Annotated in this window: 20 protein-coding genes, 1 pseudogene and 1 riboswitch; of the genes and pseudogenes, 11 read left to right on the top strand and 10 right to left on the bottom strand. The window is 59.0% G+C overall.

Translation table 11 applies throughout. The features are described 5' to 3' along the window. Positions 1-662 precede the first annotated feature (662 nt). On the bottom strand, positions 663-2504 hold the full coding sequence (locus tag HALAL_RS0103790; RefSeq protein ID WP_025272722.1) for a phosphoenolpyruvate carboxykinase (GTP): 1842 nt from the start codon (positions 2502-2504) through the stop codon (positions 663-665). 834 nt (positions 2505-3338) lie between these two features. On the opposite strand from HALAL_RS0103790, the gene HALAL_RS0103795 reads away from it, so the two are divergent. Further along, on the top strand, positions 3339-4592 hold the full coding sequence (locus tag HALAL_RS0103795; protein ID WP_156937584.1) for a hypothetical protein: 1254 nt from the start codon (positions 3339-3341) through the stop codon (positions 4590-4592). Positions 4593-4640: 48 nt separating this feature from the next. Continuing rightward, complete coding sequence (locus tag HALAL_RS0103800; protein WP_025272724.1) at positions 4641-5273, top strand: hypothetical protein; 633 nt, start codon at positions 4641-4643, stop codon at positions 5271-5273. Positions 5274-5291: 18 nt separating this feature from the next. Here HALAL_RS0103800 and HALAL_RS0103805 read toward each other — a convergent pair whose 3' ends face one another. After that, positions 5292-6038 (bottom strand): Fic family protein, encoded by a 747-nt coding sequence (locus HALAL_RS0103805; protein WP_025272725.1) that lies wholly within the window; start codon positions 6036-6038, stop codon positions 5292-5294. Positions 6039-6433: 395 nt separating this feature from the next. On the opposite strand from HALAL_RS0103805, the gene acs reads away from it, so the two are divergent. The 3 genes from acs to HALAL_RS0103820 all read left to right on the top strand — a co-directional run bounded on the left by acs (position 6434) and on the right by HALAL_RS0103820 (position 11079). Next, positions 6434-8392 carry an acetate--CoA ligase gene (gene acs / locus HALAL_RS0103810; protein ID WP_025272726.1) on the top strand — a complete coding sequence of 653 codons (1959 nt, stop codon included), beginning with the start codon at positions 6434-6436 and terminating at the stop codon, positions 8390-8392. A 367-nt stretch (positions 8393-8759) separates the two neighbouring features. Beyond that, entirely contained in the window at positions 8760-10004 is a 1245-nt protein-coding gene (gene nhaA, locus HALAL_RS0103815; RefSeq protein WP_025272727.1) for a Na+/H+ antiporter NhaA, read from the top strand. A 136-nt stretch (positions 10005-10140) separates the two neighbouring features. Then, complete coding sequence (locus tag HALAL_RS0103820) at positions 10141-11079, top strand: alpha/beta fold hydrolase (RefSeq protein WP_025272728.1); 939 nt, start codon at positions 10141-10143, stop codon at positions 11077-11079. A 26-nt stretch (positions 11080-11105) separates the two neighbouring features. On the opposite strand, the gene HALAL_RS17320 is transcribed toward HALAL_RS0103820, so the two are convergent. Beyond that, on the bottom strand, positions 11106-12134 hold the full coding sequence (locus tag HALAL_RS17320; protein WP_025272729.1) for a GNAT family N-acetyltransferase: 1029 nt from the start codon (positions 12132-12134) through the stop codon (positions 11106-11108). Between the two features lie 728 nt (positions 12135-12862). Here HALAL_RS17320 and HALAL_RS0103830 point away from each other — a divergent pair. The 3 genes from HALAL_RS0103830 (at position 12863) to HALAL_RS0103840 (ending at position 14626) form a co-directional block, all read left to right on the top strand. Further along, positions 12863-13114, top strand: coding sequence for a hypothetical protein (locus HALAL_RS0103830; protein ID WP_025272730.1), 252 nt, complete (start codon positions 12863-12865; stop codon positions 13112-13114). Beyond that, positions 13111-14199: a hypothetical protein gene (locus tag HALAL_RS18435; RefSeq protein WP_156937585.1), complete on the top strand. Its 1089-nt coding sequence runs from the start codon at positions 13111-13113 to the stop codon at positions 14197-14199. Before HALAL_RS0103830 ends, HALAL_RS18435 begins: the two co-directional genes overlap by 4 nt. A gap of 190 nt (positions 14200-14389) precedes the next feature. Next, positions 14390-14626, top strand: a complete 237-nt coding sequence (locus HALAL_RS0103840) for a hypothetical protein (RefSeq protein ID WP_025272732.1) — start codon at positions 14390-14392, stop codon at positions 14624-14626. Positions 14627-15389: 763 nt separating this feature from the next. Here HALAL_RS0103840 and HALAL_RS0103845 read toward each other — a convergent pair. Both HALAL_RS0103845 and HALAL_RS0103855 read right to left on the bottom strand, forming a co-directional pair. Next, on the bottom strand, positions 15390-15992 hold the full coding sequence (locus tag HALAL_RS0103845; RefSeq protein WP_025272733.1) for a hypothetical protein: 603 nt from the start codon (positions 15990-15992) through the stop codon (positions 15390-15392). Between the two features lie 379 nt (positions 15993-16371). Beyond that, the gene (locus HALAL_RS0103855) at positions 16372-17538 is read right to left on the bottom strand and encodes a helix-turn-helix domain-containing protein (RefSeq protein ID WP_025272735.1); all 1167 of its coding nucleotides are present in this window, start codon (positions 17536-17538) and stop codon (positions 16372-16374) included. Positions 17539-17690: 152 nt separating this feature from the next. Here HALAL_RS0103855 and HALAL_RS16485 point away from each other — a divergent pair, with 152 nt between their 5' ends. The 3 genes from HALAL_RS16485 to HALAL_RS0103870 all read left to right on the top strand — a co-directional run bounded on the left by HALAL_RS16485 (position 17691) and on the right by HALAL_RS0103870 (position 19262). After that, complete coding sequence (locus tag HALAL_RS16485) at positions 17691-17879, top strand: hypothetical protein (protein ID WP_156937586.1); 189 nt, start codon at positions 17691-17693, stop codon at positions 17877-17879. Between the two features lie 208 nt (positions 17880-18087). Continuing rightward, positions 18088-18225 carry a hypothetical protein gene (locus HALAL_RS18440; protein WP_156937587.1) on the top strand — a complete coding sequence of 46 codons (138 nt, stop codon included), beginning with the start codon at positions 18088-18090 and terminating at the stop codon, positions 18223-18225. 2 nt (positions 18226-18227) lie between these two features. Next, positions 18228-19262 carry an rRNA adenine N-6-methyltransferase family protein gene (locus HALAL_RS0103870; protein WP_035534345.1) on the top strand — a complete coding sequence of 345 codons (1035 nt, stop codon included), beginning with the start codon at positions 18228-18230 and terminating at the stop codon, positions 19260-19262. A gap of 754 nt (positions 19263-20016) precedes the next feature. Here HALAL_RS0103870 and thrC read toward each other — a convergent pair. From thrC to HALAL_RS0103895, 5 genes and pseudogenes are all read right to left on the bottom strand, one after another. After that, complete coding sequence (thrC, locus tag HALAL_RS0103875; protein WP_025272738.1) at positions 20017-21282, bottom strand: threonine synthase; 1266 nt, start codon at positions 21280-21282, stop codon at positions 20017-20019. Positions 21283-21293: 11 nt separating this feature from the next. After that, positions 21294-21410, bottom strand: a riboswitch (SAM riboswitch). Between the two features lie 117 nt (positions 21411-21527). After that, the gene (gene folP / locus HALAL_RS0103880; protein WP_025272739.1) at positions 21528-22334 is read right to left on the bottom strand and encodes a dihydropteroate synthase; all 807 of its coding nucleotides are present in this window, start codon (positions 22332-22334) and stop codon (positions 21528-21530) included. Positions 22335-22466: 132 nt separating this feature from the next. Further along, entirely contained in the window at positions 22467-23225 is a 759-nt protein-coding gene (locus tag HALAL_RS0103885) for an HAD family hydrolase (protein ID WP_025272740.1), read from the bottom strand. 151 nt (positions 23226-23376) lie between these two features. Next, on the bottom strand, positions 23377-24645 hold the full coding sequence (locus tag HALAL_RS17325; protein WP_156937588.1) for a DUF5667 domain-containing protein: 1269 nt from the start codon (positions 24643-24645) through the stop codon (positions 23377-23379). A gap of 237 nt (positions 24646-24882) precedes the next feature. Continuing rightward, positions 24883-25428, bottom strand: a pseudogene (locus HALAL_RS0103895) (ECF subfamily RNA polymerase sigma factor, BldN family); the annotation flags it as partial. Between the last annotated feature and the right edge of the window lie 31 nt (positions 25429-25459).

Raw genomic sequence — 25459 nt, forward strand, 5'->3', positions numbered from 1 at the left:
CGCGCAAATCTGCAGCACCTGGAACAACCTGAGCTGCTCTCCAGCTCTACCGCCGCTGTACTCCGCGCCTACGGCGCGTCGTTTGCGGCTCGCCGGTTGGCTTATCCGTGGGACCAGTCTGGCGGTTGAGCTCTTGAGGACAAAACAGGCAGCTCGACCGCCGAATACACGAACTTCGCGCTGTTAGTGGCTCGCCGGTTGAGTTAGCGGTGGTCTGGCTCTCCCTCGACGTACATACGTGTCTACCAGCACATATGCGCATTGGGTTGGAAGCTCATCTTGCGATCAATCGAGGAAATCGATGAAGCGGTGTCGGAATCTGGAGACCAATGAGATGTCGGAAATGACACTGTGACTCTGAGATTAATTCGGAAAATGACGTTTCCCTCAGCTGAATAAGCGGACGTATTCGGGATACCCACAGGGAATAATCCAAATGTCATGCCGCACGATCGCGGCATTAACTCGGGGTGCCGTCCCCTCCGGCGCGTCGAATACGTGCCGAAGAATCCAGTTCGATTGCATACGTGAAACGGAAATTCGGGTAATCCCGAATACGTCCGCGCTCGGCGCGCTTGCCCAAAAGACGCCGATGTCCCTGCGGCTCCGTCTCCCGGAACCGCAGAGGCCAGGGTCGGTGCGGCTCGCGCCGCACCGAGAATCTACTTGTTTTCGTCGATGACGTTGATGCCGAGGCGGTTTTTCAGGGTGTCGAGTTCCGACCACAGCATGGTGGGCAGGCGCTCGCCGATCTTGGAGAACCACTCTTCCACCAGCGGAATCTCTTCTTTCCACTCGTCGACGTCGACCTTGAGCGACTTCTTCAGGTCGTTTTCGTCGAGGTCGAGCCCCGATACGTCGATGGATTCGGGCGTCGGGTTGAATCCGATGGGCGTCTCCACCGCGTCGGCGTTGCCTTCGATGCGCTGCACGATCCACTTCAGTACGCGGATGTTCTCCCCGAAGCCGGGCCACAGGATGTCGCCGTCTTCATCGCGGCGGAACCAGTTGACGTAGAACACCGACGGGAGCTTGGACTCGTCGACGGCTTCCTTGCCCATTCCGACCCAGTGGTTGAAGTAATCCCCGGCGTTGTAGCCGATGAACGGCAGCATGGCCATCGGGTCACGCCGCACCACACCGACCTTTCCGGCGGCGGCAGCGGTGGTCTCACTCGACAGCGTCGCACCCATGTAAACGCCGTGGACCCAGTCTCGCGCTTCGGTGACCAGCGGAATGGTCGTGGCGCGACGACCGCCGAAGAGGATCGCGTCGATCGGTACTCCACGCGGGTCCTCGTAGGAGTCGGCCAGAATCGGGCACTGTTTGATGGGGGTGCAGAACCGGCTGTTGGGGTGCGAGGAGGGCTCTTCGGAGTCGGGGGTCCACTCGCGGCCCTTCCAGTCGGTGGCCTTGAGCGGCGGTTCGCCCATGCCTTCCCACCACACGTCGCCGCCTTCGGTCAACGCGACGTTGGTGTATAGGGTGTGACCCTTCTCCAGGGTGCGCATGGCGTTGGGGTTGGTCTTGTAGTCGGTTCCCGGAGCCACGCCGAAGAGGCCGTATTCGGGGTTGGACGCCCATAGACGGCCGTCCTCTCCGAAGCGGAGCCAGGCGATGTCGTCTCCGAGCGTCTCGACCTTCCATCCGGGCAGCGTCGATTCCAACATCGCGAGGTTGGTCTTACCGCAGGCGGACGGGAAGGCGCCGGTAATGTGGTAAACCTTGCCTTCCGGCGAGGTCAGACGCAGGATAAGCATGTGCTCAGCGAGCCAGCCCTCGTCACGTCCCATGGCCGATCCGATGCGCAGCGAGTAACACTTCTTGCCCAGCAGGGAGTTACCCCCGTAGCCGGAACCGTAGGACCAGATTTCGCGGCTCTCGGGGAAGTGGGAGATGTACTTGGTGTCATTGCACGGCCAGGCCACGTCGCTTTGGCCCGGCTCCAGCGGAGCGCCGACGGAGTGCAGTGCCGGAACGAAGTCGGCGTCGGCACCCATGGCTTCGAGGACATGGGTCCCCATGCGGGTCATGATGTGCATGGAGATGGCGACGTAGGCGGAGTCGGTGAGCTCGACTCCGAACATCGGGCGCTCTGCTTCGAGAGAGCCCATGCAGAAGGGGATCACGTACATGGTGCGACCGCGCATCGAGCCTCGGTAGAGCTCGGTCATGGTCTCGCGCATGTATTCGGGAGAAGTCCAGTTATTGGTGGGACCGGCGTCTTCGGGCTCGGTGGAGCAGATGAAGGTGCGCTCTTCCACTCGGGCGACGTCGGTGGGGTCGGTACGGGCGAGGAAGGAGTCCGGCTTTTCGGGAATCGGCTCCAGGGTCCCGAATGCGACCAATTCACCGGTGAGGCGTTTCCATTCGGCGTCCGAACCGTCGCACCACACGATTTGATCGGGAGTGGTCAGTTCGGCAACCTCGGCTACCCACGCCAGTAGCCGTTCGTGTTGAGTCGGAGGGTTTTTCAGGCCGGTAACGATGGTAGCGCTGGATATATCGCTCACTGTCACTCCTTTGTGCAGTCGCGGTCGGCTGGCTCGGATGGCAGTTCAGCTGGACCACGGGTGAAAACAGCTAGAACCCGAACGCGCACGCACGGCAAACCGGTCGCCGAACCTACCTTCGGTAACCGGTTCCGCTTCAGGCGGCATAGCCCCTGCGCTTTGCGTTCTGGCCGTCAATCCTCGGATCAACGGTGCTAACCCGACAATACCTTTCGGGGGATTATTCGCGCATCATTCAAACACGAGCAATGGATATATTGTGTAGCAAGTCTCGGAATTATAGCGGAAGTGTGCGCATTTGAGCGCAAAATAAGCACAATTGTTGCTTTGGCGCGCGATTTCAATCGCTCAAGTACGCAAGGGGCGGCAACTCGTCAATCTCGATGTTTTATTACTCAACAGAATGAGGGGTGGTGTGCCCCGGAGGGCCCTAGGACACACTACCCCTCAGTAATATTCACGTTATTAAAACAAAAGCGACTAGTCCGCCCGCTCATTGCAGAAGACGAGGCTGCGGGCAGCACCGGTCTCCATCGCCTGGCGTACAACCCCGCAGCATAGACAGATAACACAATATCAAGCCCTGTCGCCGTGACCGCTCCCTTTGCCGCACTGAATCCATGACGTCATCCGCCGGTGCCTGACTCCAAGGCACTCGGCATTGTAGAGGAGCAGTATCGATTACAAGTCGAATATGGCGCTTTGACGCTATAGGCACTGGAAGCCTGAGGAAGTAACCGACTACACACAAGTATGATACGTTATACCTACATACAGACACCTAGTGATGTGTCTATTTCGCAACCAATTTTGAAAGGATCATGAATGAATCAACCCCCCGTTCTTTCTCCCCCTGACCGGGTTCCGAGATCCACATTGCGCTGGAGCATGATGTGCGCACTCGTAACTACTTGTACTGTCGCTCTATCCGTGGTAATGGGATCATCTGTCGCCGCGAATGAAAGTGAATCCGAGCCGACGGCAATGACGGTTCGGCTATCGCAGGAAGTCTCGACCGCCAACGCGGTCACAGCCGCACTCTGGCCCCGTGACACAGAGGTGCTTGACGTTAAAGATGGAGAAGAGGTTCCACTCGTTCAGCTTCCCCAATCCGCGATAAAGCAACAGCGGCCAAACCTGTTCGAGGTACACCTCAATCCAGACGACATTCCGGACGGCTACCTGGATAAACAAGGAATGGCCGACATTGAGGTCTCCGTCCGAGACACAAAACAACATTTGGCCGGTCAATCCACGGGAACGGTTCAACTTGGTGTGGGTAAGCTCGAAGGCACCTGGGTAGACGCTGGAGCATACGACGAAATCGTTGCGGCAAGCCGCTCCTCTGAACCGGAATCGGTTGGCCTTGAAGTCAATATGGACTTGAAAGAGACCACAACCACTGGCGATTCGGATCGTCGGACCGCCTCCGGCGACGAGTCACCAACGTGCATTGCATGTGTATGTGTACCGTCACCGACCAAACTCTATGAAAAGTCGGTGTGGGCGACGATTTCCACCGCCTACCCCAAGGAGAACGGCCAGTCGAAGGCTTGGCTGGAATACTCAAAGAGTTACAGCCATTCGTCCACTTTTGGAATGGCAGTCAATTTCGGGGGTGGCTTTGAGTCCAGTGGAACGAGGACGGTGAGCGGCTCCTGGGGACAGAAATGGGCGGCTGAAAGTGCCAAGAGAAGCTTTCGAGTGCAAGTTGCGTACGGCTACTACCGTTACGACTATAAAGGGACCGACTGCGACGGTGATGAAGAATCGTATTACCGTTGGCGTCCTATACGAGAGACGGGCGGTACCAAGGATATAAACCTCAGCATCAACCCGAGTTTTTCCGATCACTGCACCACTGTTTCTAAAGGAATCTGGTCTCGTTATCGTGGCGATGGGAAAGCCTATACGAACAGTCGCGGAGTGAAGATTCAGGATTACTTGGGATTCAAGCTCAGCGTGAAGTCCAATTTCGCGACCGAGAAAACACTTCACTATAACGCTCCATACGAACGAGAGATGTGTGGAAACGACAGTCGGGGCATAGGTTTCTCAGGCAAACACAGAGAGCTGTAAACCGTTGAGGGGTAGTCGTGTATCGGCTACCCCCGTATAGGAGTGTTGATGAAACCAACTGCTATCGCAAGCGGTCTTCTGGTTTGCCTGCTGTTGCTGGGATGTTCCAGTGAAGAGCGACGTCATACAGAGCAAGAGGGCCCCTTGTCACTTCTCGAACCGTCTCAAGGGCTCACCAGCGTTGTCATAGACGATGAGGACAGTGGCTCGGCCACGTTTGGCTCGTATCTGCCATGTATTTTTGACGACTTCGACGATTCCGAAATCACTCTAACCGACGTTCGTCCCCATTTCGAATTCGGCAACGAGGAGTTCGATCTGACTATTCGCCGCTTCGATCGCGGATCCAGACGAGATCTACCTCCATTTTCGATCACAAGCATGAAAGGGACCCCATACGAACCAGAAGATCAATCGGCGGAGGACGTCGGCAATGATCTCGAGGAGTTTAGCGAATTGACGACCACTAAAACCTGCGCCGATGCAGCCGAGGACTCGGCGGTAACAGAACTGATGATGACCTTTCATTCCGACGGCGAGGGTGTGATCGTCCACGGGTTCGAAGTCGATTACGTGACCCAGGATGACGACGAGTACACCTATTACAGCGAGCTGTACATGGTGCTCTGTGGCTCCGAAGTCGACGTGGTAGACGAAGACGACGTTTGCAATCACCAGTAAAGAGGCAATCGGAAATGCCTAGCCCGCGCGCTCGTTGCAGATGGCGAGGGTGCGGGCGGCACCGGTCTCCATCGCCTGGCCGTAGTGCTTCAGCCAGCTACGGACACCGTCCGGCGTTCCGGTGCTGAACGACTTGGACGAGCCGACGTATTCGGGCTGGCGTTCCTTGTGTCCCAGGTTCAAGGCGATGAGGAAATGCGGGTCCATGCCTTGCTCGGCCAGAGTCAACTTCGCCGCGGCTCGTGCCACGATGTCGTTGGCCAGTGGGAAGGCCTGCAGGGACAGCAGTTCACCGTGGATCACGGCGGCTCGCAGGGTCGGGGGCAGATCGCTGGTCGGATTGGAGACCAGAGCACACAGCGCGTCCATGCGGGCCGAACCCGTTTCGTCCAGGTTCGGGCGGCCCGGCTGCGGGCTCCCCTGGGAGACGTCGAAGTCGCTGGTGGCGAACATGTGCAGACGGGCCAATACGTATCGCGGCGATGAGCGCCATACGCCTACCAAGGACGGTAGGGCCTCATTGACCCGAATGGCCCCGCGCACGGTGGCATCGCTGCCGTCCCAAGCCCGTAGCGAGTCGACGTCGAGTTCAAAACCTTCCAGCTGCAAGGTGGCAGCCGTTTCTGCGAGCGCTACCTCGTCGGCGACGGCGGTGTGGTCGCTTTCGAGGCTCTTGTGCCACATCATGCGTTCGACTGTGGCGCGCGCGTTCTCAAGCGCGTCAGCGACTTCGGACAGTTCCATCAGTGGTGCTAGTGGATCCACGGCTGCGAGAGTACTCCCGTCATGTCTCGAATTGATATCAATGGTCTCTCTTGTGGTGTTATTGATGGCCCATAAGCTGGACTTTTTTCATCTACCGTGTTACAAGTACTCGCTATCCTCCGATCCCGACACACCCTTTTTCATTAAACGTCCGCCATCAGTCCAGTTAAGAGCCTTGCAAGCGCATGGACGACAATCCGGTGTTATAAATCTCTTGTTAATTATCGGCAATATTTCATGCGCACATGTTTACGCTTTTTGCACATTTGGGTTCGTTTTTCGCGTTATCCACTCAAGGGGGCGCAGATGACAGTCGCTACGCAAGGTTGTAGTGTTACAGAACATAGACTTGTTTCACAAACCTGTGATCGCGTGGATACATTAAGGAGCATCTGGTGGCTGACAAGAACAAAGACACTCTTGCCAACCTGCTTAATGAAGACCGGAGTTTTCCCCCACACGCCGACTTCGCCGCTGCAGCAAACGTGAAGGCGGACGCCTATGAGGAAGCGAAGAACGACCGCCTGGCCTTCTGGGACAAACAGGCGCAACGCCTGGACTGGACGAAGAAGTGGGATCGGGTACTCGACTGGTCCAACGCACCGTTCGCCGAATGGTTTGTGGGCGGAGAGCTCAACGTCGCCTACAACTGCGTGGACCGGCACGTCGAAGCCGGGAACGGCGACCGGGTGGCCCTGTACTGGGAAGGCGAGCCGGGCGACGACCGCCGTATTACGTACAACGAACTGTCCGCTGAAGTCAATCGCGCCGCCAATACCTTGACCGACTTCGGCATCGAGGCGGGCGACCGCGTCGTAATCTACATGCCGATGGTTCCCGAAGCCGCGATCGCCATGCTGGCCTGCGCCCGCATCGGGGCGGTCCATTCGGTCGTATTCGGTGGCTTCAGCGTGGACGCCCTCAGCGACCGTATCCAGGACGCGGGCGCCAAGATGGTCATCACCGCCGACGGTGGCTTCCGTAAAGGCAAGCCGTCGGGCCTGAAGGAGACGGTGGACGCAGCCGTCGAACGCTGCGACACGATCGAGAACGTTCTGGTCGTGCAGCGCACCAAACAGGACGTGGCGTGGACCTCCAAGGACCACTGGTGGCACGAGACGGTATCCAACGCCTCGTCCGAGCATCAGCCGAAGAGTTTCGACTCCGAACATCCGCTGTTCATTCTCTACACTTCCGGCACCACGGGGAAGCCGAAGGGAATTCTGCACACCTCCGGCGGCTACCTCACGCAGACGTCGTACACCCATCACGCGGTCTTCGACGCCAAACCCGACAGCGACGTCTTCTGGTGCACCGCCGACGTCGGCTGGGTGACCGGGCACTCCTATATCGTTTACGGCCCCCTGTCCAACGGCGCCACTCAGGTCATGTACGAGGGAACACCCGATACCCCGCACAAGGGCCGGTTCTGGGAGATCGTGGACAAGTACAAGGTCACCACGCTCTACGCCGCCCCGACCGCGATTCGTACCTTCATGAAGTGGGGAGACGACATTCCCGCGCAATACGATCTGTCCTCGCTGCGTCTGCTGGGCAGTGTGGGCGAGCCGATCAACCCGGAGGCCTGGATGTGGTACCGGGAGAAGATCGGTGGCGGCACGGCCCCGATCGTGGACACCTGGTGGCAGACCGAGACCGGTTCGATCATGATCTCGCCGCTTCCGGGTGAGACGGCCACCAAGCCCGGTTCGGCACAGGTCCCGCTCCCGGGAATCAGCATCGACGTGGTGGACGACGACGCCAAGTCGGTCGGTGCCGGTGGCGGTGGTTTCCTGACCATCGGGGAACCGTGGCCGTCCATGCTGCGCGGCATCTGGGGCGACGACGAGCGTTACAAGAAGACCTACTGGTCTCGTTTTGAGAACCTCTACTTCGCCGGGGACGGCGCGAAGCGCGACGACGACGGCGACCTGTGGCTGCTGGGCCGGGTCGACGACGTCATGCTGGTCAGCGGCCACAACATCTCCACTACCGAAGTGGAGTCGGCGCTGGTCAGTCACGAAACGGTAGCCGAGGCCGCCGTGGTCGGTGCCTCCGACCCGGTGACCGGGCAGGGCATCGTGGCGTTCGTGATTCCGCGCGGCGAGGCCGATTCCAGCCCTGAGCACCTCAGCGAACTACGCAATCACGTGGCGCAGACGCTGGGACCGATCGCCAAGCCGCGTCAGGTCATGATGGTGGGCGAGCTGCCCAAGACGCGTTCGGGCAAGATCATGCGTCGGCTGCTACGCGACATCGCCGAAGACCGCGAGCTCGGCGACGTCACCACCTTGCAGGACTCCAGCGTCATGTCCCGCATCAAGGAAGGTCTCTCGACCGGTTCCGACGAATAGGGTTTCACTACCACGGCCGCTCCTCGAATCTCGGGGAGCGGCTTTCGCGTACCCCGGAATTTTAAGAATTTTCAAAGAATCGGCGTTCTCCGCAAAACGCACGATTGCGATATATACTCACTGTGTTACGCACCTTCACGCGAACTCCACTCCACAAGTGAGCGCCTTAGCTTCCTACCCAAGGATTCCGATGATGACAATCGCGCCTCCGCACCACCGTCGATGACCGCGATCCCGCCGGTGACGCACCAAATAGAAGCAGGAAACGAACTATGGTCGTTTATCGACCACTCCGGTAAAGTATCACCGGGATATCCCAACGTAACCGACGTCAGGCCCTAACAAGCCTGCCCTATTAAGGAGCCCGATGCCGAAGCGAATCTCCCAGAAAGTACGCAAGCCCCAAGAAGAGCTTCTCAGGTTTCTTCGCATCGAGACCACCGGTGGAATACTCCTCCTCGTCGCCGCCGTCCTGGCCGTCATAGTCGCCAATTCGCCCTGGGGCGAGCTCTATTCCGACGTCCAGGCCACCTACCTCGGTATCGACGGCATTCTCAAAATGAATGTCCAGCACTGGGCGTCCGACTTCCTGCTGGCGTTCTTCTTCCTCGTCGTCGGTCTCGAACTCAAACGCGAACTCGTCGTCGGCCAACTGCGCGACCCCAAAAAAGCCATGCTCCCCGTCATCGCAGCCGCCGGCGGAATCATCGTCCCCGCCCTCGTCGCCGTGGCCATCACCTGGGGAACCGACGACGTCGGCAAAGTCTGGCCCGTGCCCGTCGCCACCGACATCGCCTTCGCACTGGCCGTCCTGGCCGTATGCGCCCGCTCGTTGCCCTCCAGCCTGCGCATCTTCCTACTGACCCTCGCCATCGCCGACGACATCGGAGCGATCGCCATGATCGCGTTCCTCTACAGCAACATCGAGCTCTGGCCGCTCGTAGCCTTCGTCGTCACCCTGGCGCTCTGGATCTTCCTGCAACGACGCCGCATCAACAGCGTCTGGATCTACATCCCACTGGGACTACTCGGCTGGTACTTCCTCCACGAAGCCGGAGTACACGCCACCATCGCTGCCGTACTGTTCGGACTCGCCACCCGTGTGAAGCCCGATAAGGGCGAAGACACCGAACACACGCCCTGCGTCAAAGCCGAGCACGCCCTACAGCCGTTCAGCGCCGGAATCGCGGTACCCGTATTCGCCTTCTTCAGCGCGGGAGTGGCCGTCAACGCCGACACCATGCAGGAATTCAGCTCCAACAACGCCGCGCTCGCCGTGGTGGCCGGACTGTTCTTCGGTAAGTTCGTCGGAGTGACCGGTGGTGCCTGGCTGGCCGCCAAGTTCAAACTCGGCAGCCTGTCCGACGACCTGAAATGGACCGACATTTCGGCCGTCGCCATCCTCTGTGGTTGCGGATTCACCGTGGCACTGCTGATCGCCGAACTGGCGTACCCAGGCGGAGACCTCGCCCAACAGCAAGAACTCGTCAAGACGGGTGTCCTGGTCGGCTCCACGATCTCCGCCATCGTCGGCGGCAGCATCCTCGCCCTACGCTCCCGCGTCGTCGGACGACAGAAGCAGGCGAACGAAACCGAAGAGACGGCGACCTAAACCCAACGCCGCCTCCCAAGAGACGGCCAACAACCGAACGAACCGAGCCCCGGAGATCCGACGCGCGTCAACAACGGATCTCCGGGGCTCTTCCATCGGCCACGCAACATGTCGGACGTATCGATACACTCATAGAGTGTCCAAACAACGCCTACAGCAATACTCCGACAACCTTGCCCTGCTTCCCGGCGATTGGAACCACCACTTCGTAGACGCCAACGGCCTGCGGTTCCACGTCGCCGAAGCCGGAAGCGGCCCCTTGATCCTCCTGCTCCACGGATTCCCCGAATTCTGGGGTACCTGGACACATCAGATTCCCGCGCTGGCCAACGCCGGTTACCGCGTCGTCGCCGCCGACCTGCGTGGATACGGTGCCAGCGACAAGCCACCACGTGGCTACGACGCCTACACCATGGCCGCCGACATCGTCGGCCTCGTACGCGCACTCGGCGAACGACAAGCGCACGTCGTCGGGCACGACCTCGGAGGCATTCTGGCCTTTGCCGCAGCCTCGTTTCATCCGCAACAGTTCCAGTCGCTCACCATCGTCAGCGCCGCCCATCCACTGCGGCAACGTGCGGCTCTAGCAGTGGACCCACGCGGTCAACTGGCCGCCTCCAAACACCTGCTGGCATTTCAACTCCCCCGCTACGACCGGCGCTTGATCGCCGACGACGCCGCCCAAATCGGGCGGCTCATGGGACGTTGGTCGGGACGGCAATGGCGCGAGACCGAAGATTTCCGGGAACATGTGAGGCTGTGCCGCAACATGATGCAGATTCCCCAGGCGGCGTTCTGCGCTTTGGAGGCCTTCCGCTGGCCGTTCCGCACCTCAGTCGGCCTGGCAGGACGGCGATTCGTCAAACTGATACAACAACCCTTTGACGTGCCGACTCTGCAATTGCACGGCGACAGCGACACCTGCGTACTGCCGCGCACCGCACAGGGTTCCGGCCGCTACGTCACCAATACCTACGAATGGCGGTTGATTCGCGGTTGTGGCCACTTCCCGCAACGGGAACGGCCGGAACAACTCAGCAAAGAAATCCTGGATTGGGTCAACCAAAATGCGTAAGGTCGGCCGACCCAATCGTTCTGGACTCACTCCAGTTTCTTCTGAAGCACGCCTTCCTTGCCGAACAGGCGGTATCCCACCGCTTCATTGATCGCGATCATGTGATCGTTGACCGTGGCGTTACCGGTGGCCACGTACTTCATTCGCGGACGGTAGCTCTTCAAAAGCCGCTGATTGGCGATCTTGACCAGCAAACCGAGGCGATGTCCCCGATGTTCGGGGTCAACGACCGTATCGCCTTGGTGCGCCCAGGTTTCGCTACCGGCTGGAACCGAGATATTGGTGTCGGCAACGACCGTATCGCTGGAACGATGCACCGCGACCGTCTGCAGAGCCAGGTCTCCACGCCGGAGTTTCTCCACGCGCTCGCGTTTGATGCGGGTTCCGTCTAGGTCGGCGGGCTGCAAGTCCCAATCCCCCAACGGCATATCGGTGAGTAGGTACTCCTCCATGCGAGCGACGCCGTCGAGATACTTCTCTGGAATCATGCCCACCCAGCTGACGATGTCGTAATCGGTCGCCTTGGGTTCGGCTTCCAGCTTCAGCCGCTCGATTTCGTCTTCATCGACCGATTGCAGATCGACCCGACGGAGGTCCTGGGTGTTGGCGTCCTTGTATCCGAACTTGGCACCGAAGGGAACGGCCGTGTCGGGTACTTCGGTCTCGCCGTAGGGCAATACGGCCCAGGCTTGCAGCGACGTGCGCCCTTCCTCGCGGGCGACGTTTTCCAAGAACTCCACGAATCGGCTACCGATGCCCCGGCGACGATATTCGGGATGGACTTCCAGCTCGAAGTCGAAAATGTGGGTATTGTCGGCGTCTGACAGATACCCCTTTGCCCAGGCGACAAGTTTTCCGTCGACGAAGCCAAGCCAACGTTTGGTGCGAGCGTACTTCTCACTCGCGAGAAGTTCAGCCAACAGGCTCGCTTCACTCACGGGCGGCAGTTTGGAAAAGTCATTTTCCTCAACCAGCTTGATTAGGTCGAGCCAGTCATCAATGTGTCCGGGATTGTTGGGGTCAAGTGGAACGATATCGAGCGCGACTTTAGCCATGCTCTGAGTTTCCGGTACCGATCACCATTGGTCAATCGAATTTCAATTCGGGCTTTGCGTTTCAACTGTTCTTCACAGCACCCGATCAATCTACCCGGATACAAGCGAAACCGCAGTTGGGAACCAGAGTCAAGTATCTGACACCAGAATACGCATTCGGCTTGGCCGACACGCGTTTGTGGTTGTTGACTTTAAGTTAGCGATGCGCGACACTAACGCACGCTGGGTGATCCCGATGGTCATCCGGGGGTCTTTGGTAAATATCCAATTTGCCGAAACCAGCGACTCGCCAGATACAGCTGACAACTTGTGCTGGCGAGTCGCCCCCAAACTACAAAACCCCGAAAGGAGGTTTCGTGTTCTCACACATCGTAATGCATCGTGCGCGTCTTTTCCAGTCACGAGCCGGTGTCGCTGGGCGCGTCAGTTACTACTGATCTCGCACCTGACCGGCTTATTCACTACATTCACTACTGATACCAGCTAGTTCCTTATCCGCGTGTGTCTAGAAACGGTCGACCGTGGTCGCCGTTGGAGGGCACTCGTCTACCCCGTCATGCCGTAACGCAGGACATTGCGTCAATAGGCAGCGCCTGGACGGGAAGAATCGCGGATTATCCGGCTGGGGTCATTGGGTGTGTGGTGGCCGGTCTCGACTGTTTGTTCTGTGCTTTTTCATCGTTTTTCACTTATCCTCCGATCCCCGGGGAGAATGGAGACCCACCATCATGCCTGAACTCTTGGGCACACTGACATGGGACGACTCCCGTGTCGACATTGTTCAACGCTTCGGACGCGACACCGTCTGGATCACCATTGACAACGACCTGGCCGCAATTGTCCACGTGACCGGTCAATTCCTCCGTCCATACAACGGCTGGACCATCCCCGACGACATCCAAACCTGGCTACTGCGCGAAGCGATCGCCGCGCATATTCTCCAATCCTTCCACCGCACCGGTGAGGAGGCGGACCAATGAACACCAACACCTCCACACTCTTCGCCATTTACGAAGTCCTCCTCATCGCCTACCTACTAGCCGCTCCACTGGTCCTCCTCCGAGCCCGGGTGTGGGAGGCTCAACCTGCCACTGCTGGTGCAGCCTCCGGAGGTCGGCCGCCCAACCACAGCAGAGGTGAGGGAAGTGCCGCCTGGCCTCGGCAACTCTGGGAGCGACTGCGCCGCAGCGACACCCACGATCAAGTGCCGATGGGTCGATCCACCGAGTCGGATGGCACCAGGTCGTCGTCATCTCGGCAGGCGTGGGTTCAGCATATGGACCCGAGCGGCCCGCATTCGGCAACCACAGTGGGGCACCAGCGGCATCGATCCGATAACCGAGAATGCTGGGGCAATCGGGAACAGGATTCGGCCCAGGGAGTCTGGAGCTCGGTGTATCGCAACTGGGGTGCGGGCCGTCAGAAGCAGAGCCCGGGTCGTCACCGGGCGTTGCGTCGGTCGGACTCCTACTCCCACCGCACGGGTCGGAAGGTGACCGGTCGCCGTCACGTCTCCCACCGATACACGACCCGACGATCGAAGACCCACCGACCGGTAACTGATCTGGCTACGGCCCACCGGCCGGTATCCCACCCGCTTGTGGCTGATTGGTCGGCGGATGGTCGGGCTCAGTTTGTGGGGTCGCGTCGGCGGTGGTTGACTCCGCACACCGACCCACACCGATCCATGAACGGGCCATTGATGACCAGCGTGGGCTTCCTCGGCTACCGAGTCGAGGTGCGGTATGTGTCGCTCATGTCGGCCACCATCATCGCCGTCCACCCCGCCACTGGACAGAGAATCGTGTTGGGTTCGATCCTATGGGACGCCAAATACTCCGACCACGTCCTCTGGGCCGACACGCCAGCCCGCCAGAGCCTCGTGCCCAACGGCAGCTTCAACTACTTCTGGCTCAACGAACGCCTCATCGCCCACGTTGAGGCGATCTTCCATGATCGCACCCAACCGGCTTCGGTGGTCTCGGATCCCAGGGAGGTGACGGCTAACCATGCCAGTGCGTTATATGCCGATCGGTACGTTCAATCTAGGCACCATCGCGCATGAGGAGTATCGCTTCCACGGACGCCTGGATGTTTGTTCCTCGAACGTGTTCCTGTTCCACATCAATGAAGCCGACAACGATCACCCGCCAAATTCTGTGCGGAGATCCGGACCGCTTGCAACGTCTAGCGCTGTTTCTAGTGTTCCTACCGGTCATAGCGACGGTTGGGGTGGAGGCCCCGACTACGTCGATATGTCGTTTGAACGCGAGCCTCCGGACGTGTTGGCCAACTGTGCCGATCTGATCAAGCCCACCATCGTGCTCTACGACGACGAACTGTTTCAACGCACGGTTACCAATCCCAACTGGCTACACCGCCTATCGGCCACACTCCAGAAGACGGTTGGGCCGCATCTCGACCCCCAACGAGCAAGGGTTCCCCGCACGGGCAACCCACCTCGACCGCGTCGGATGCTGCGGCCCAAGTGATCGCACCGAGCCACGTCACACAGCACTACAAATACCACCAGCCGTGAGGCGTGCATTGTCTTTACTCCGGTTTCCTTCTCCTGACAACCGGCGCTGCGGGAGAGGGGGACCAGGCCCTGTCGGAGCTCTGGAAGGTGGGCAACTCCGATAGGGCCCTTTAATTACGTAAGACCCTGCAAATACGATTCCGACATGCCCAGAGGCGAATCTTGGTTTGCCCATAGTCGGCCTGACAATCACAAGCCATTTGACCAGACCTCAGCATTTGATTTCGCCGAATCTGAAGCAGTCAATATTTCGTCCACCTTTTCGAGTCCTTCCTCCAACGACCCCAAGGTGTCATCTACCAGACTGCTACTGGACCCCTCCGTCGCGCGTTGGATCGTTTCCAACGCTTCTTCAACCTGTCCTCGGGCAGTCTGAACGTGCGCATCACATTCTGTGCGAACTGAGTCAACAAGGTCGAATACAGCTGACTTCAGTTCCGCAACACTACCGGAACTCCCAACTGACGGACCCGATCGTGCGGCCACCCATGACGTAGCGGCATGCTTGGCATAAGCCGCAGCAGCTCCACCAGCAGCAGCCCCTCCCGCCACGCCAGCAGGTCCAAGCGCTTTAAATCCACTAAACGCGCCAGCTGCCGTCGAAACCCCACTCACGATGTTATGAAGGAAATCTCCAGCAAATCGACTGCGGTTCTTTGATTTAGCAATCTTAAATACTGAGGGCTGTCCTCGTCCTTCAGGTTTCCCAATGCCCCTCATTTAGCAGGCTCCAAATGTCCACATTGCATTGAAATCATCAAAGGTATATCTGACATGAAATCGGTGGCAATCGCTTTAACATCTGCGGTATTCGCCATCTCTGCGATCTTTTCGCATGCCCCCCAAATAGATACAAACTTATGGGCTAGAATCCAGACCCCTCTGTTTAGACCACTGATCTCAATATAGTTTTCTTGATCTGGACCGATGCGGAACTTGTCAGGTGAATCAGGAAGGTTTCCCCAACTCACAGCAGTAGGAGCCATCTTGAATGACCGCAGGAATGATTCAACAGAGTCCGCCTCATAATCGAATTGAATGAGAAGATTTAGTTCTTTCAATCGAAAGAAGTGCCGTTTGATTTCGAGTCGATTCAAGTGGTCGTTTTCTGATTGAACATCCTTTACAAGACTGTCGATCCCGTACTTGCGCTGGCTATGTAGCTCGGCATTATGATGACTGATGCGCCAAACGGCCCATTCTTCATCTGTGACTTCTACGGTCTCCATGCCGAGTTGGACTTCACAACACTCAAGTTCACGGTTTTCATTGAAGTACGGCCCAAGCGATGTGCCTACAGGGATGATTGTCTTGACCATGAAGTTGCCTCCTATATGGCGTCCTTATACGCTTCAGCTGTGCTAATAGCTTGTGTTATTACAGCATTGAACGAACTGGATTCCTGACTACAACGCGCGAACGCCGAAGCGGCGAGCAACCTCGGTGACCGGATACCCGTCTAAAACTTCTATCACCGCTCGAAAGCGGTACTCGACAATCCAGTCTGCTTCGTTCTCCACCGATATGAAGAGAAAGCGTAAGTGAATACCCATCGCATTTAGGTCAGAAGCATCAATAATGTAATGAGCCCGTAAGCCTGCGGAAAGACCGTCAAAGGCCTTCAGAAACCTTGGTATCAAGGAAGTCCAGAGCCTTCACACACACTGGAATTACGTGCTGGCTTCCGGAGCAATAATATCACTCACGGAGTGATTCAATCCTGGCCGTGTAGTCCTCTGCCAACGCAGGGGAACATTCGTCAAGCGCCGACTCCAGCTCAGCAGCAACCATAACCAAAGACGGAAGACTCTTTCGAGCCCCTTCAAGGGCCTGCACTCCAAGTGCATGAGCTTCTTGAGCCTCACCTTGGTGCGCCGCTACAACTCCTAGAGTCAAACGCGCCTCAGCCATTCGCATCGGGCTCAAATCCTCTCCACTTCGACCCGTGCCTTGGCGCAGGACTTCGTAAGCATGGGAGGAAGCAAGGGTGTCAGCACCAGCGAGACGATACGTATCCATTGCGTAAAAGTTATGTTTTGCCGGATCAACGACAAAATGGTGGTCAGTCCGATCAGGTATCGACATTGATTCCACTACTTGTCGCGAAGCATCCAGTGCTGTTCGCACCTGTTGGGCATTCCCAAGCCGTGCAAGTGCCTTCGCTTCCTGCGAGAGAAGTTGGGCTGATACATAATAGTTTCTTCCAACCCCGAGGCCGGCTTTCGTTTCCGTGAGAACGTCCCGGTATCGACCTTGTGTGAGGTTGAACCAAGCTGACATCTCAAACGACCATGCTTCAATTTCCCGGTGCCCTGCTTCCTTAGCGAGATCCCGAGCGGCACGTCGCGTTGCTTCGGCTCCACGGCGCAATCCCATGTCATATTCAAGGCATCCCGAAAGTAGGGCCAACCAACCTGCTGAGACGAGAAGTTCCCGATGTTCTCTCAAACCTATGGGGCGTTGTAGGAGTCCTGACGCCTCGGTGATTACCTGCTGTGTTTCAGCCCGAAGTGTGGGCGCAGGCGTGTTCTTGTAGCGGCAGCAGAGTTCGAAGACGGTTGCTTCTAGCTGATCAAGCGTCTGCGTGGAGGTATCACGTGACCTGAGCCGATCTAGCAGTTCTACGGTCTCCAGCGGTCGCATATCCTGCGCATCGATGTTGTCTAGGTGAGCGACCCCAATCAATTCTCCCTTGGCCCGCAACGCCTTATCAAGGTCCTGGACTTGTTGCCCACTTGGCGCATGTTTCCCGGTTTCCCAGAAACCGATATATTGTCGCGACCATCCCGACCGCTGCGCTAGTCCAGATTGCGACAGGCCGCGCTCACTTCTCAGTCGTCTCAAGGTCTCTGGGAAGGTCGCCATCGTAATTAGCAGTCCTTAGCAGTTAAGTCGTTGACCGGCATCACATGTTTAAACAATCATAGACCCATGGAACAGGAAAAGTACACCCGTGGAACGCAATGTCACCTCACAATAGCCAGTAAATTCTCCGAGGTCCTCATATGAATTGGCAGGTGACTATTGATCACGATGGTGCGGAGTTCCGCTCCCCTCAAGGAGAACTGGAATTGAGAGTGGGTAGACGAATAGGCGATGTCGAGTACTACTCGGTTCTTGCCGAACGCGCCCCCGCTTCCCAGACCTATCTCCTCTGCAAAGCACTTGACCTGCTCCCAGACGACTTTTTCAGCCAAATGACCTAATCCCGATGGTGCACCCCGTGTCGGGGACTGAGGTTGCGCTGGTTGGGGTTCCTGACCGACACCGGGAGCCCCTATTGAGACTGCCCGTCCCGCCCAGGCCTCCCTCTGGGGCAGCAGTCACAGGACGGGCACCGGTGGCCCGGCGACCTGGCAGTTTACCCGGGCCACCACCAACCCAACAGAAAATACGAGTAGAAAGGAGTATCCCATGGGCAAGAAAGACGACCGGGACATGGGTGAAGGTAAACACTCGAAGGAGACACGCACCGACGGCCACAAGCGAGGCTCACGAGGCCCGTTCGTTGACCCCAACCACGGCGGCAAGAAAGGCAAACGCGGTAAGTAGTCATGGATCAACACTGGAAACAGATGCTCACGCAACTGAAGGGCGACGGCTACCTCCTCTCCAAACGTTGGGAGGAAGCGTTCTCCAGTGTTGACCGGGCCGCCTTCCTCCCTCCACGCATCGATGGGATCGAGAAATCTCGCCGTTTCAACGAGTGGAAGGAAGCGGCCTACTCACTGCGGTCGATCGTCACGAAACGGAAGACGAACGGGACACCGGCCAGCTCGTCGAGCGACCCGCGCGTCATGCTCGACATGCTGGAGACCCTCGAGTTGAAGCCCGGCATGACGGTTCTGGAGCTTGGGACGGGCACCGGATACAACACCGCCCTGCTTTGTGAGGTCGCAGGCACGGAGAACGTAACGTCCATCGACATCGACTCCGACGTAACGCTGTCGGCCCGGATTAAACTGTCCAGCGCCGGATACCCGTCGGTCATGGCATTGACGCGGGACGGCAAAGAAGGGCACGCGTCGAAGGCGCCGTATGACCGCCTGATCGTCACCTACGCTGTGGATCGTCTTGAACCGGAATGGCTACAGCAGATCGCCGACGGCGGTTTGGTCATCGTCCCGTGGGAGAACGACCTCGGCTCACAGGTGGTCGCACAGTTCCGAGTACATAGTGGGCAGGCGACAGGGCGTGCGACGGCCGAATGCGCGTTCATGTTCGACCGCTCCGAGCACGAACCGAAGCGCACCCAGAGCGCCGCAACCTACAGCACGACCACGAATTTCAGCCCCCAGTATTTCCGCGAGTACGCCTCGGCGGACCTCTGGATCATCGACCAGATTCCTGGAATTGCCCTCTACCCTCACGACGACGTGTACATGTTCACGCGCGGCTCCGATGTGGCGCTGCTCGGTTTGGAGCCCGACGAGGACGAGCGCTACCCGGTCATGGGCGATGGAGACCCGGGTTTTTGGGATGAGATCGAGCGGGCGTATTCCTCATGGTTCGTGGCGGGTCGTCCTTTCTATGAGGATTACCGCCTGAAGGTCGACCCGTCCGGCATCATAACCGCCGAAGTGAGGTAGGCAGAGACGACAGGCCCCGGCCCTAGTGGCCGGGGCACCTTAAAACTACCCCCAAGGACAACCCAACTGGCGAGCTTCGAACGAAGTGTAGAAGCGGTAGAGCTGGAGAGGAGCTCAGGCGGTTCACAGTGCGTTGAATAGTGGGGTTCTCAGGTTCCAGGCGTGCTTCAGCACGTCGGGTTCTGAGAACACCGCTAGGCGACGTGCTGTGGAACGGCTGAGCGGTCCCCCACCAACAAACCTGGTCGGGGGATGTAGGACCGAGTCGGCTGGCGCTGCTCGACAAAGTCTTTACCCCGGGACGCTTGGTCGACCGGGGAATATCGCTTGGGCCCTACAATCCCCCGCACACAGTATTTTGCTCTCCGTGCGTGACGAAGTCAAGCCAAACGAGTTTGAAAAACTGTCGGATAGCTGACAGAAAGGTATTGTGCTGCAAGTTGATCGGTTATGTTTCAGGGTTCTTCTAATTTAACATTATTAAACTACAGCACGCGGGTATTTCAGTACCCGAAACGGTGTGGTTGACCCTCCACGGTCGAAATGTCCGAGGGAAGGCCCGTGTGGGTCCGAGCCTCCCCTCGTCGTCACGGGAGACGAACAACGGTCCCACCTGCAAAAGCGCCACGTCAGTCTACCGCCGACCAGTGCACGCTCGGCACGCGTTAACCGTCCCGCCTCCAGGTGGGATCTTACGGAAGAACGTATTGCCCCGGTTGAGAGCAATACGCTCAATGCGAGTTGTGGAGCCATCCTAGCCCAGCAGACCCTCTTGCTTCGCGGATTTGAGGGAAGGGTCCACCGTATGGGTGGGGCCTACCAGGTCACCCACCGCGTCCAAGGTCTTCAGACCTTCCCCGGTGTTGTAAACGACGGTCTCGGCGTCCGGATCGAGTTTGCCGTCGCGCAAGAGCTTCCGCAGCACGGCCACCGACACGCCTCCTGCCGTTTCGGCGAAGATTCCGGTCGTGGCCGCCAGCAGGCGAATGCCTTCACGGATCTCGTCGTCGTCGACCTTGTCGAACGCGCCGCCGGTGGAGCGGGCCGACTCGATGGCGTACGGTCCCGCTGCCGGGTCTCCGATATTGAGGCTCTTGGCGATCCCGGTGGGCTTGACCGGATCGATCACGTCGGTATCGGCGTTGAAGGCGTCAGAGATAGGCGAGCAACCGGCCGACTGCGCCCCGAAGACACGTACTTTCCCCGAGTCGGTCAGACCGATGTCCACGCAGTCGTCGAACGCCTTGTGCACCTTGGTCAGCAACTCGCCGGACGCGGCGGGTATCACGACCTGTTCGGGGAGACGCCAGCCCAGCTGCTCGGCGACCTCGTATCCCAGGGTCTTGGAACCTTCGGCGTAGAACGGGCGAATGTTGACGTTCACGAAGGCGGTGTTTTCGAATTCGTCCGTTTCACACAGCATGGAACACAGCCGGTTCACATCATCGTAGGAACCTCGTACGGCCACCAGGGAACCGCCGTATACGGCGGTAGTGATGACTTTGCCACGCTCCAGGTCGTGCGGAATGAACACGATCGATTCGCGTCCGGCGCGAGCGCCGTGCGCGGCAACGGAATTGGCGAGGTTTCCGGTGGAGGCGCAGGCGAATCGGTCGAAACCGAGGTACCCGGCGGCGGTGAGTGCCACCGACACTACTCGGTCTTTAAAGGAATGGGTGGGGTTGGCGCTGTCGTCCTTGACCCACAGTTTTCGCATGCCCAGTTCCCGGGCCAGGTTGTCGGCCTCGATCAACGGTGTCATTCCCGGATTGAGACTGACACGGTCGGAGGCTATGTTTCCCACAGGGAGAAGTCCGGCGTACCGCCAAATGTTGTGAGGACCGGCTTCGATCTGTTCGCGTGTCACGCGTGCCAAAGCGGTCGAGTCGTATTCCACTTCCAGGGGACCGAAACACTGCCAACAGGCATGTTGCGCAATAAGATCATAGGTTTTTTCGCAATTGCGACAGATGAGACCTACGGCAGGCGTCGGGCCGAAAGAAGTACGTGCGGATGACATTAGAGGCTCCTCCCTCATCTTTCCCGCTCAAATCTGGATCTCAGCACGGGCCGGATTTGGCACCTGCCTTTTCAAGGTGGTTGCCGCAGTATCAACGGGCCGGTCCCCTCAACTGCTCTGGATGAAGTACCTCTCGGATGCTACGTGCCGGGTTCACACTTTGACAAGAACTTCCCATATACCGGAAGCCGGAACCGCGTCATCAGTATTGGCACCGCTCTTATCAGCGAATACGCCGACCCCTTCTAGTCGTCGGCGCTTTCGGCTCGGGTTCGGTTCCACACCGCTCGCACGTCGAATGTGGACTGAATGTCGTGGACGCGCACTCCCCACGCGCCCGCTTCGAAGGCCAGCAGGCTCGTTGCCGCCGTCGCGACGTCTCGACCGGCGGGAGGACGCGCCTTCTCATCCGATTCGGCCAGAAGCCGGCCTAGATACGACTTACGCGAGGATCCAAAGAGGACCGGATAGCCGAGGGCGACGAACTCCGCCAAGTGCGCCTGTAGGGTCCAGTTGTGTTCGGCGGTCTTGGCGAAGCCGATTCCGGGATCGATGACTAGTCTGTCGGCGTCTACTCCCGCCTCGGTGGCGGCTTCGACGCGGTCTTCCAACTCTGCCTTGACGTCCGCTACGACGTCGTCGTAGTGGGCCAGCTTCTGCATGTCGGCGGAGTGGCCTCGCCAGTGCATGAGAATCCACGTCGCCGAGGAGGAGGCGAGCACCGACGCCATGTCCGGGTCGGCCAGGCCGCCCGAGACGTCGTTGACGATGCGCGCACCGGCGTCGATCGCCGCTCGTGCGACGGCCGCGCGCATGGTGTCCACCGAAACGGTCACGCCACGCGAGCTCAGCGCCTCCACCACCGGTACGACCCGGTCGATTTCGGTGGCGGCGTCGACTCGCTGGGCTCCGGGCCGAGTTGATTCGCCCCCGACGTCGATGATGTCGGCCCCGTCGGCGGTCATCTTCAGGGCATGAGAGATCGCATCGTCATATCCGAGGTAGCGTCCCCCGTCGGAAAAGGAATCCGGCGTTACATTGAGAATGCCCATTATCTTCGGTGAATTCACAGGCCCATAGTGGCAGAATCTCCGGGCCGGTCACGACGTTACCGCCACATAGGGGGTGGCCGATCACCAGACCGATCATCGATAAGTGTCATTTGAGGACACGGCGTTCGTGAATTACCAGGAGCCGAAGAGGCGATTGCGGTAATTGAAGGTCGGCCAATTGTTCCGGTGCGCATGCCGTCCCAGTTTACGGTCGGGGTTGACCGCGACCGGCTGTCCAACCGCCGAGAGCATCGGGATGTCGTTGGCCGAGTCGGAGTAGGCCGTCGAGGCGCGCAGGCTGATGTGGCGCGATGCGGCCAGTTCCTCCACCGCTACCGCCTTTCGCTCGGCATGGAGAATGCCGCCTTGCAGTTGTCCGGTGTATTGCCCGTCGCTGACCTCGGCGATCGTTCCGAGTGCGCCGGTGAATCCCAGGCGAGCGGCGATGATGTCGGCCAGTTCCTTCGGTCCCGCGGTGACCAGCCAGACTTCGTGCCCCGCGTTGAGATGTGTTTCGGCGAGACGCCGCACCGGATTCAGGATGCGCGGAGTGATGTCGCGATCGACGATTTCCGCGCAGATGTGTTTCAGACGCCGCACGCTCGTTCCGGCCACCAGCTCCAGCGTGGCGGCTTTGACCGCGTCCATATGGCCGCGGTGCTCGGAACCGAAGAAGCGATACCGAATCTGTTTCCAGGTGAAACGGGCGATGGCGCGCGGCGGAATGATGCCGTGACGGACGAGACCTTTGCCCAGCCAGTACATCGACGCCCCGTACATCAGGGTGTTGTCCACGTCGAAGAACGCGGACGCCTGTGCGGTCTTGGTACAGAGCGGTTCGGAATCGGATATGGAAGTCAGGATGAACCCTTCTGCCGTCGTCGTAGCCATCGGTGGGAGTCGGTTCGAATGCCCCTCACCAGGCTATCCGCTGAGGAGAGAATTCGGTGTAGAGCGGGGCACGAATGCCGCTGTGAGATGCGTTGCCTATCTCGCTTGAATCTCGGTCACCCCGCCGAACTGTGCGGGGTGACCGAGTACGTTAACCGAGCAGACGAGAGAGAACATCGCTGAGTTCACCCAAAATCGGGTCGTCGTCCTCTCCAGATTCGTCCTCGTTGGATTCATCGATGTCATCAACGTCGTTTTGCGGTGAATTACCGCTGTCGGAGGTGTCGTCGGAATCGGTGGGTTCGTCGTCGTCGGTGTCGTCGTCTTCGGTATCCCGACCGGTTTCATCGGACCGCCCGGGTTCGGCCGGTTCCGGATCGCTCGGGGCATCGCCGTCCGGCTCTCGGTCGGATTCCGGTGCGTCGGCGGTACCAAGGCCCTGACACTCCGCGGGTTCAGGCCCCAGAAGGTCGGTGTTCTCGCCGGTCAACACGGCGAACTCCGCGTCACAGCTCAACGATTCCCGGAGAGCCAGGGAGCGATGCCCGGCGTCGCCGAGCAGTTCCCACAGATCGGCCGCTACTTCCGATCCCTCTCCGCTGCTCGCCTGGGCGAGCTGTTCGGTGACGTCTCGTTGCTCGTTCACGAAGAGATCCACGTGGTCCAAGGCGATGACGTTGTCGTCCTCGACGGCGATGCTGTGAAACAGCGCCGTACCGTCCACGACATTGCCGTAGGCCGCTTCCAGCGCCTCGGCTTCGGCCTCCGGGTGCTCGGTGAGCTCCCGGGCCTCGCTGATACGGGTCGAGGCGAATTCGAAGTACAGCTGCGCCTTGGACATATCGTTTCCGGCGAGCGCCAGCTGCGCCCGTTCGGTCGAACGTTTCACTCCGTAGAGCGTGTCGCCCGGCAAGGCGTCGCCGCTGGCGGCGGATACTCCGGATACGGCTACGGTTCCGCCCAAGAGAGCGGACACGACTGCGATGCGGCGTCCTCCTCGGGGGCGTTTGACGAAGAGGTCGTCTTGGACCGGTGCCGCGTTGGAACGAGGTACTTGTGCTCGAGCGGAGGCACGGGCGGTAACGCCGATGCCTTCGTCGGCGGCTATGGCCATGAGACGGCGTCGCGTCGCATCGCGCCATTGGGTATCGGGTTCGGTCGCCTCGTGGACCTGCGTGCCGAGTCCTCCCAGGCGTTCCCCGGTCGACAGCATGGCGGCGAATTCTTCCGCCGCGCCGTCGGAGAGCTTTCCCAGTGAGTTCGGCGGCAGTCCCCGTTCGGCGGCGGGGTCTTCGGTTCGTTCGGGTTGCGCTGTTCGTGCGGCGTCACCCAGTGAGTTACCTGAATCGGTCGAGTGGAGGTGGGTAGGGTCGTCGGAATCCAACAACACGGCGAACTGCTCCGCGCGTCGTTTTTCCATTGGGTTGATCATCACCGGGCACACCTCCTCTCGATGTGATAGACGGTCTTTACATCTATCAACGACCATGGGGCACCGGAGGTTACGGTCCTCTTCATCCTGGAGTCCTGTGTCACCGGCTCATCCCCTGGTCATCAACTGTGTGTTGGTGCGGTGTCGTGTCGACGACATCCCTGGCGTGTGACGTCGTGTGTTCCGGCGCAGTCGGTGTGGGGTGTTATCCAAAACGGGTGGCTCCTAACCGTTGAATCCTTCCGGAAGCAGTCGCGCCAAGGTACGTACCGCTCGGTACTGCAAGGCTTTGACCGCCCCCTCGTTCTTCCCCATGGCGCGGGCGGTCTCCGCAACGCTGAACCCTTGCAGGAAACGCAAGACAATGCATTCCTGCTGGTCGGGATTCAATTTCTTGACCGCGGTCAAGAGCGTCGCGTTGGTGAGCTTGTCCAGTGCTGCGGATTCCGGAGAGTTCGATCCTTCGCTGTCGGCCTTTTCCGACCCGATGACCTCGGATTTGGCTATTTCCAGGCGATAGCGACCCGACTTATAGTAATCCACCACCAGGTTGCGGGCAATGGTGATCAACCAGGCCCCGAAGGCCCGACCCTGCCATTTAAAAGAAGTAATACGGCGCAGTGCGCGCACAAACGTTTCGGAGGCGAGGTCTTCGGCCAATTGGATCGAATTCACTCGAAAGTATATATACCTATAGACCGTGTCACTGTAATGGTCGTAGATATCGCCGAAGGCCTCGCTTTCGCCCGCTTGAGCGCGCTCCACGAGATCGGTGATGCGGTCGTCGTCGATGGAATCGTCG

The sequence above is a fragment of the Haloglycomyces albus DSM 45210 genome, from assembly GCF_000527155.1.
Lineage (GTDB): Bacteria > Actinomycetota > Actinomycetes > Mycobacteriales > Micromonosporaceae > Haloglycomyces > Haloglycomyces albus.

What these genes read in the sequence shown, in the direction of transcription:
- HALAL_RS0103795 (WP_156937584.1), top strand. Translation starts at nt 3,339, where the DNA reads ATGAATCAACCCCCCGTTCTTTCTCCCCCTGACCGGGTTCCGAGATCC.
- HALAL_RS0103800 (WP_025272724.1), top strand. Translation starts at nt 4,641, where the DNA reads ATGAAACCAACTGCTATCGCAAGCGGTCTTCTGGTTTGCCTGCTGTTG.
- nhaA (WP_025272727.1), top strand. Translation starts at nt 8,760, where the DNA reads ATGCCGAAGCGAATCTCCCAGAAAGTACGCAAGCCCCAAGAAGAGCTT.
- HALAL_RS17320 (WP_025272729.1), bottom strand. Translation starts at nt 12,134, where the DNA reads ATGGCTAAAGTCGCGCTCGATATCGTTCCACTTGACCCCAACAATCCC.
- HALAL_RS0103830 (WP_025272730.1), top strand. Translation starts at nt 12,863, where the DNA reads ATGCCTGAACTCTTGGGCACACTGACATGGGACGACTCCCGTGTCGAC.
- HALAL_RS18435 (WP_156937585.1), top strand. Translation starts at nt 13,111, where the DNA reads ATGAACACCAACACCTCCACACTCTTCGCCATTTACGAAGTCCTCCTC.
- HALAL_RS0103840 (WP_025272732.1), top strand. Translation starts at nt 14,390, where the DNA reads ATGTCGTTTGAACGCGAGCCTCCGGACGTGTTGGCCAACTGTGCCGAT.
- HALAL_RS0103845 (WP_025272733.1), bottom strand. Translation starts at nt 15,992, where the DNA reads ATGGTCAAGACAATCATCCCTGTAGGCACATCGCTTGGGCCGTACTTC.
- HALAL_RS0103855 (WP_025272735.1), bottom strand. Translation starts at nt 17,538, where the DNA reads ATGGCGACCTTCCCAGAGACCTTGAGACGACTGAGAAGTGAGCGCGGC.
- HALAL_RS18440 (WP_156937587.1), top strand. Translation starts at nt 18,088, where the DNA reads ATGGGCAAGAAAGACGACCGGGACATGGGTGAAGGTAAACACTCGAAG.
- HALAL_RS0103870 (WP_035534345.1), top strand. Translation starts at nt 18,228, where the DNA reads ATGGATCAACACTGGAAACAGATGCTCACGCAACTGAAGGGCGACGGC.
- thrC (WP_025272738.1), bottom strand. Translation starts at nt 21,282, where the DNA reads ATGTCATCCGCACGTACTTCTTTCGGCCCGACGCCTGCCGTAGGTCTC.
- folP (WP_025272739.1), bottom strand. Translation starts at nt 22,334, where the DNA reads ATGGGCATTCTCAATGTAACGCCGGATTCCTTTTCCGACGGGGGACGC.
- HALAL_RS0103885 (WP_025272740.1), bottom strand. Translation starts at nt 23,225, where the DNA reads ATGGCTACGACGACGGCAGAAGGGTTCATCCTGACTTCCATATCCGAT.
- HALAL_RS17325 (WP_156937588.1), bottom strand. Translation starts at nt 24,645, where the DNA reads ATGGAAAAACGACGCGCGGAGCAGTTCGCCGTGTTGTTGGATTCCGAC.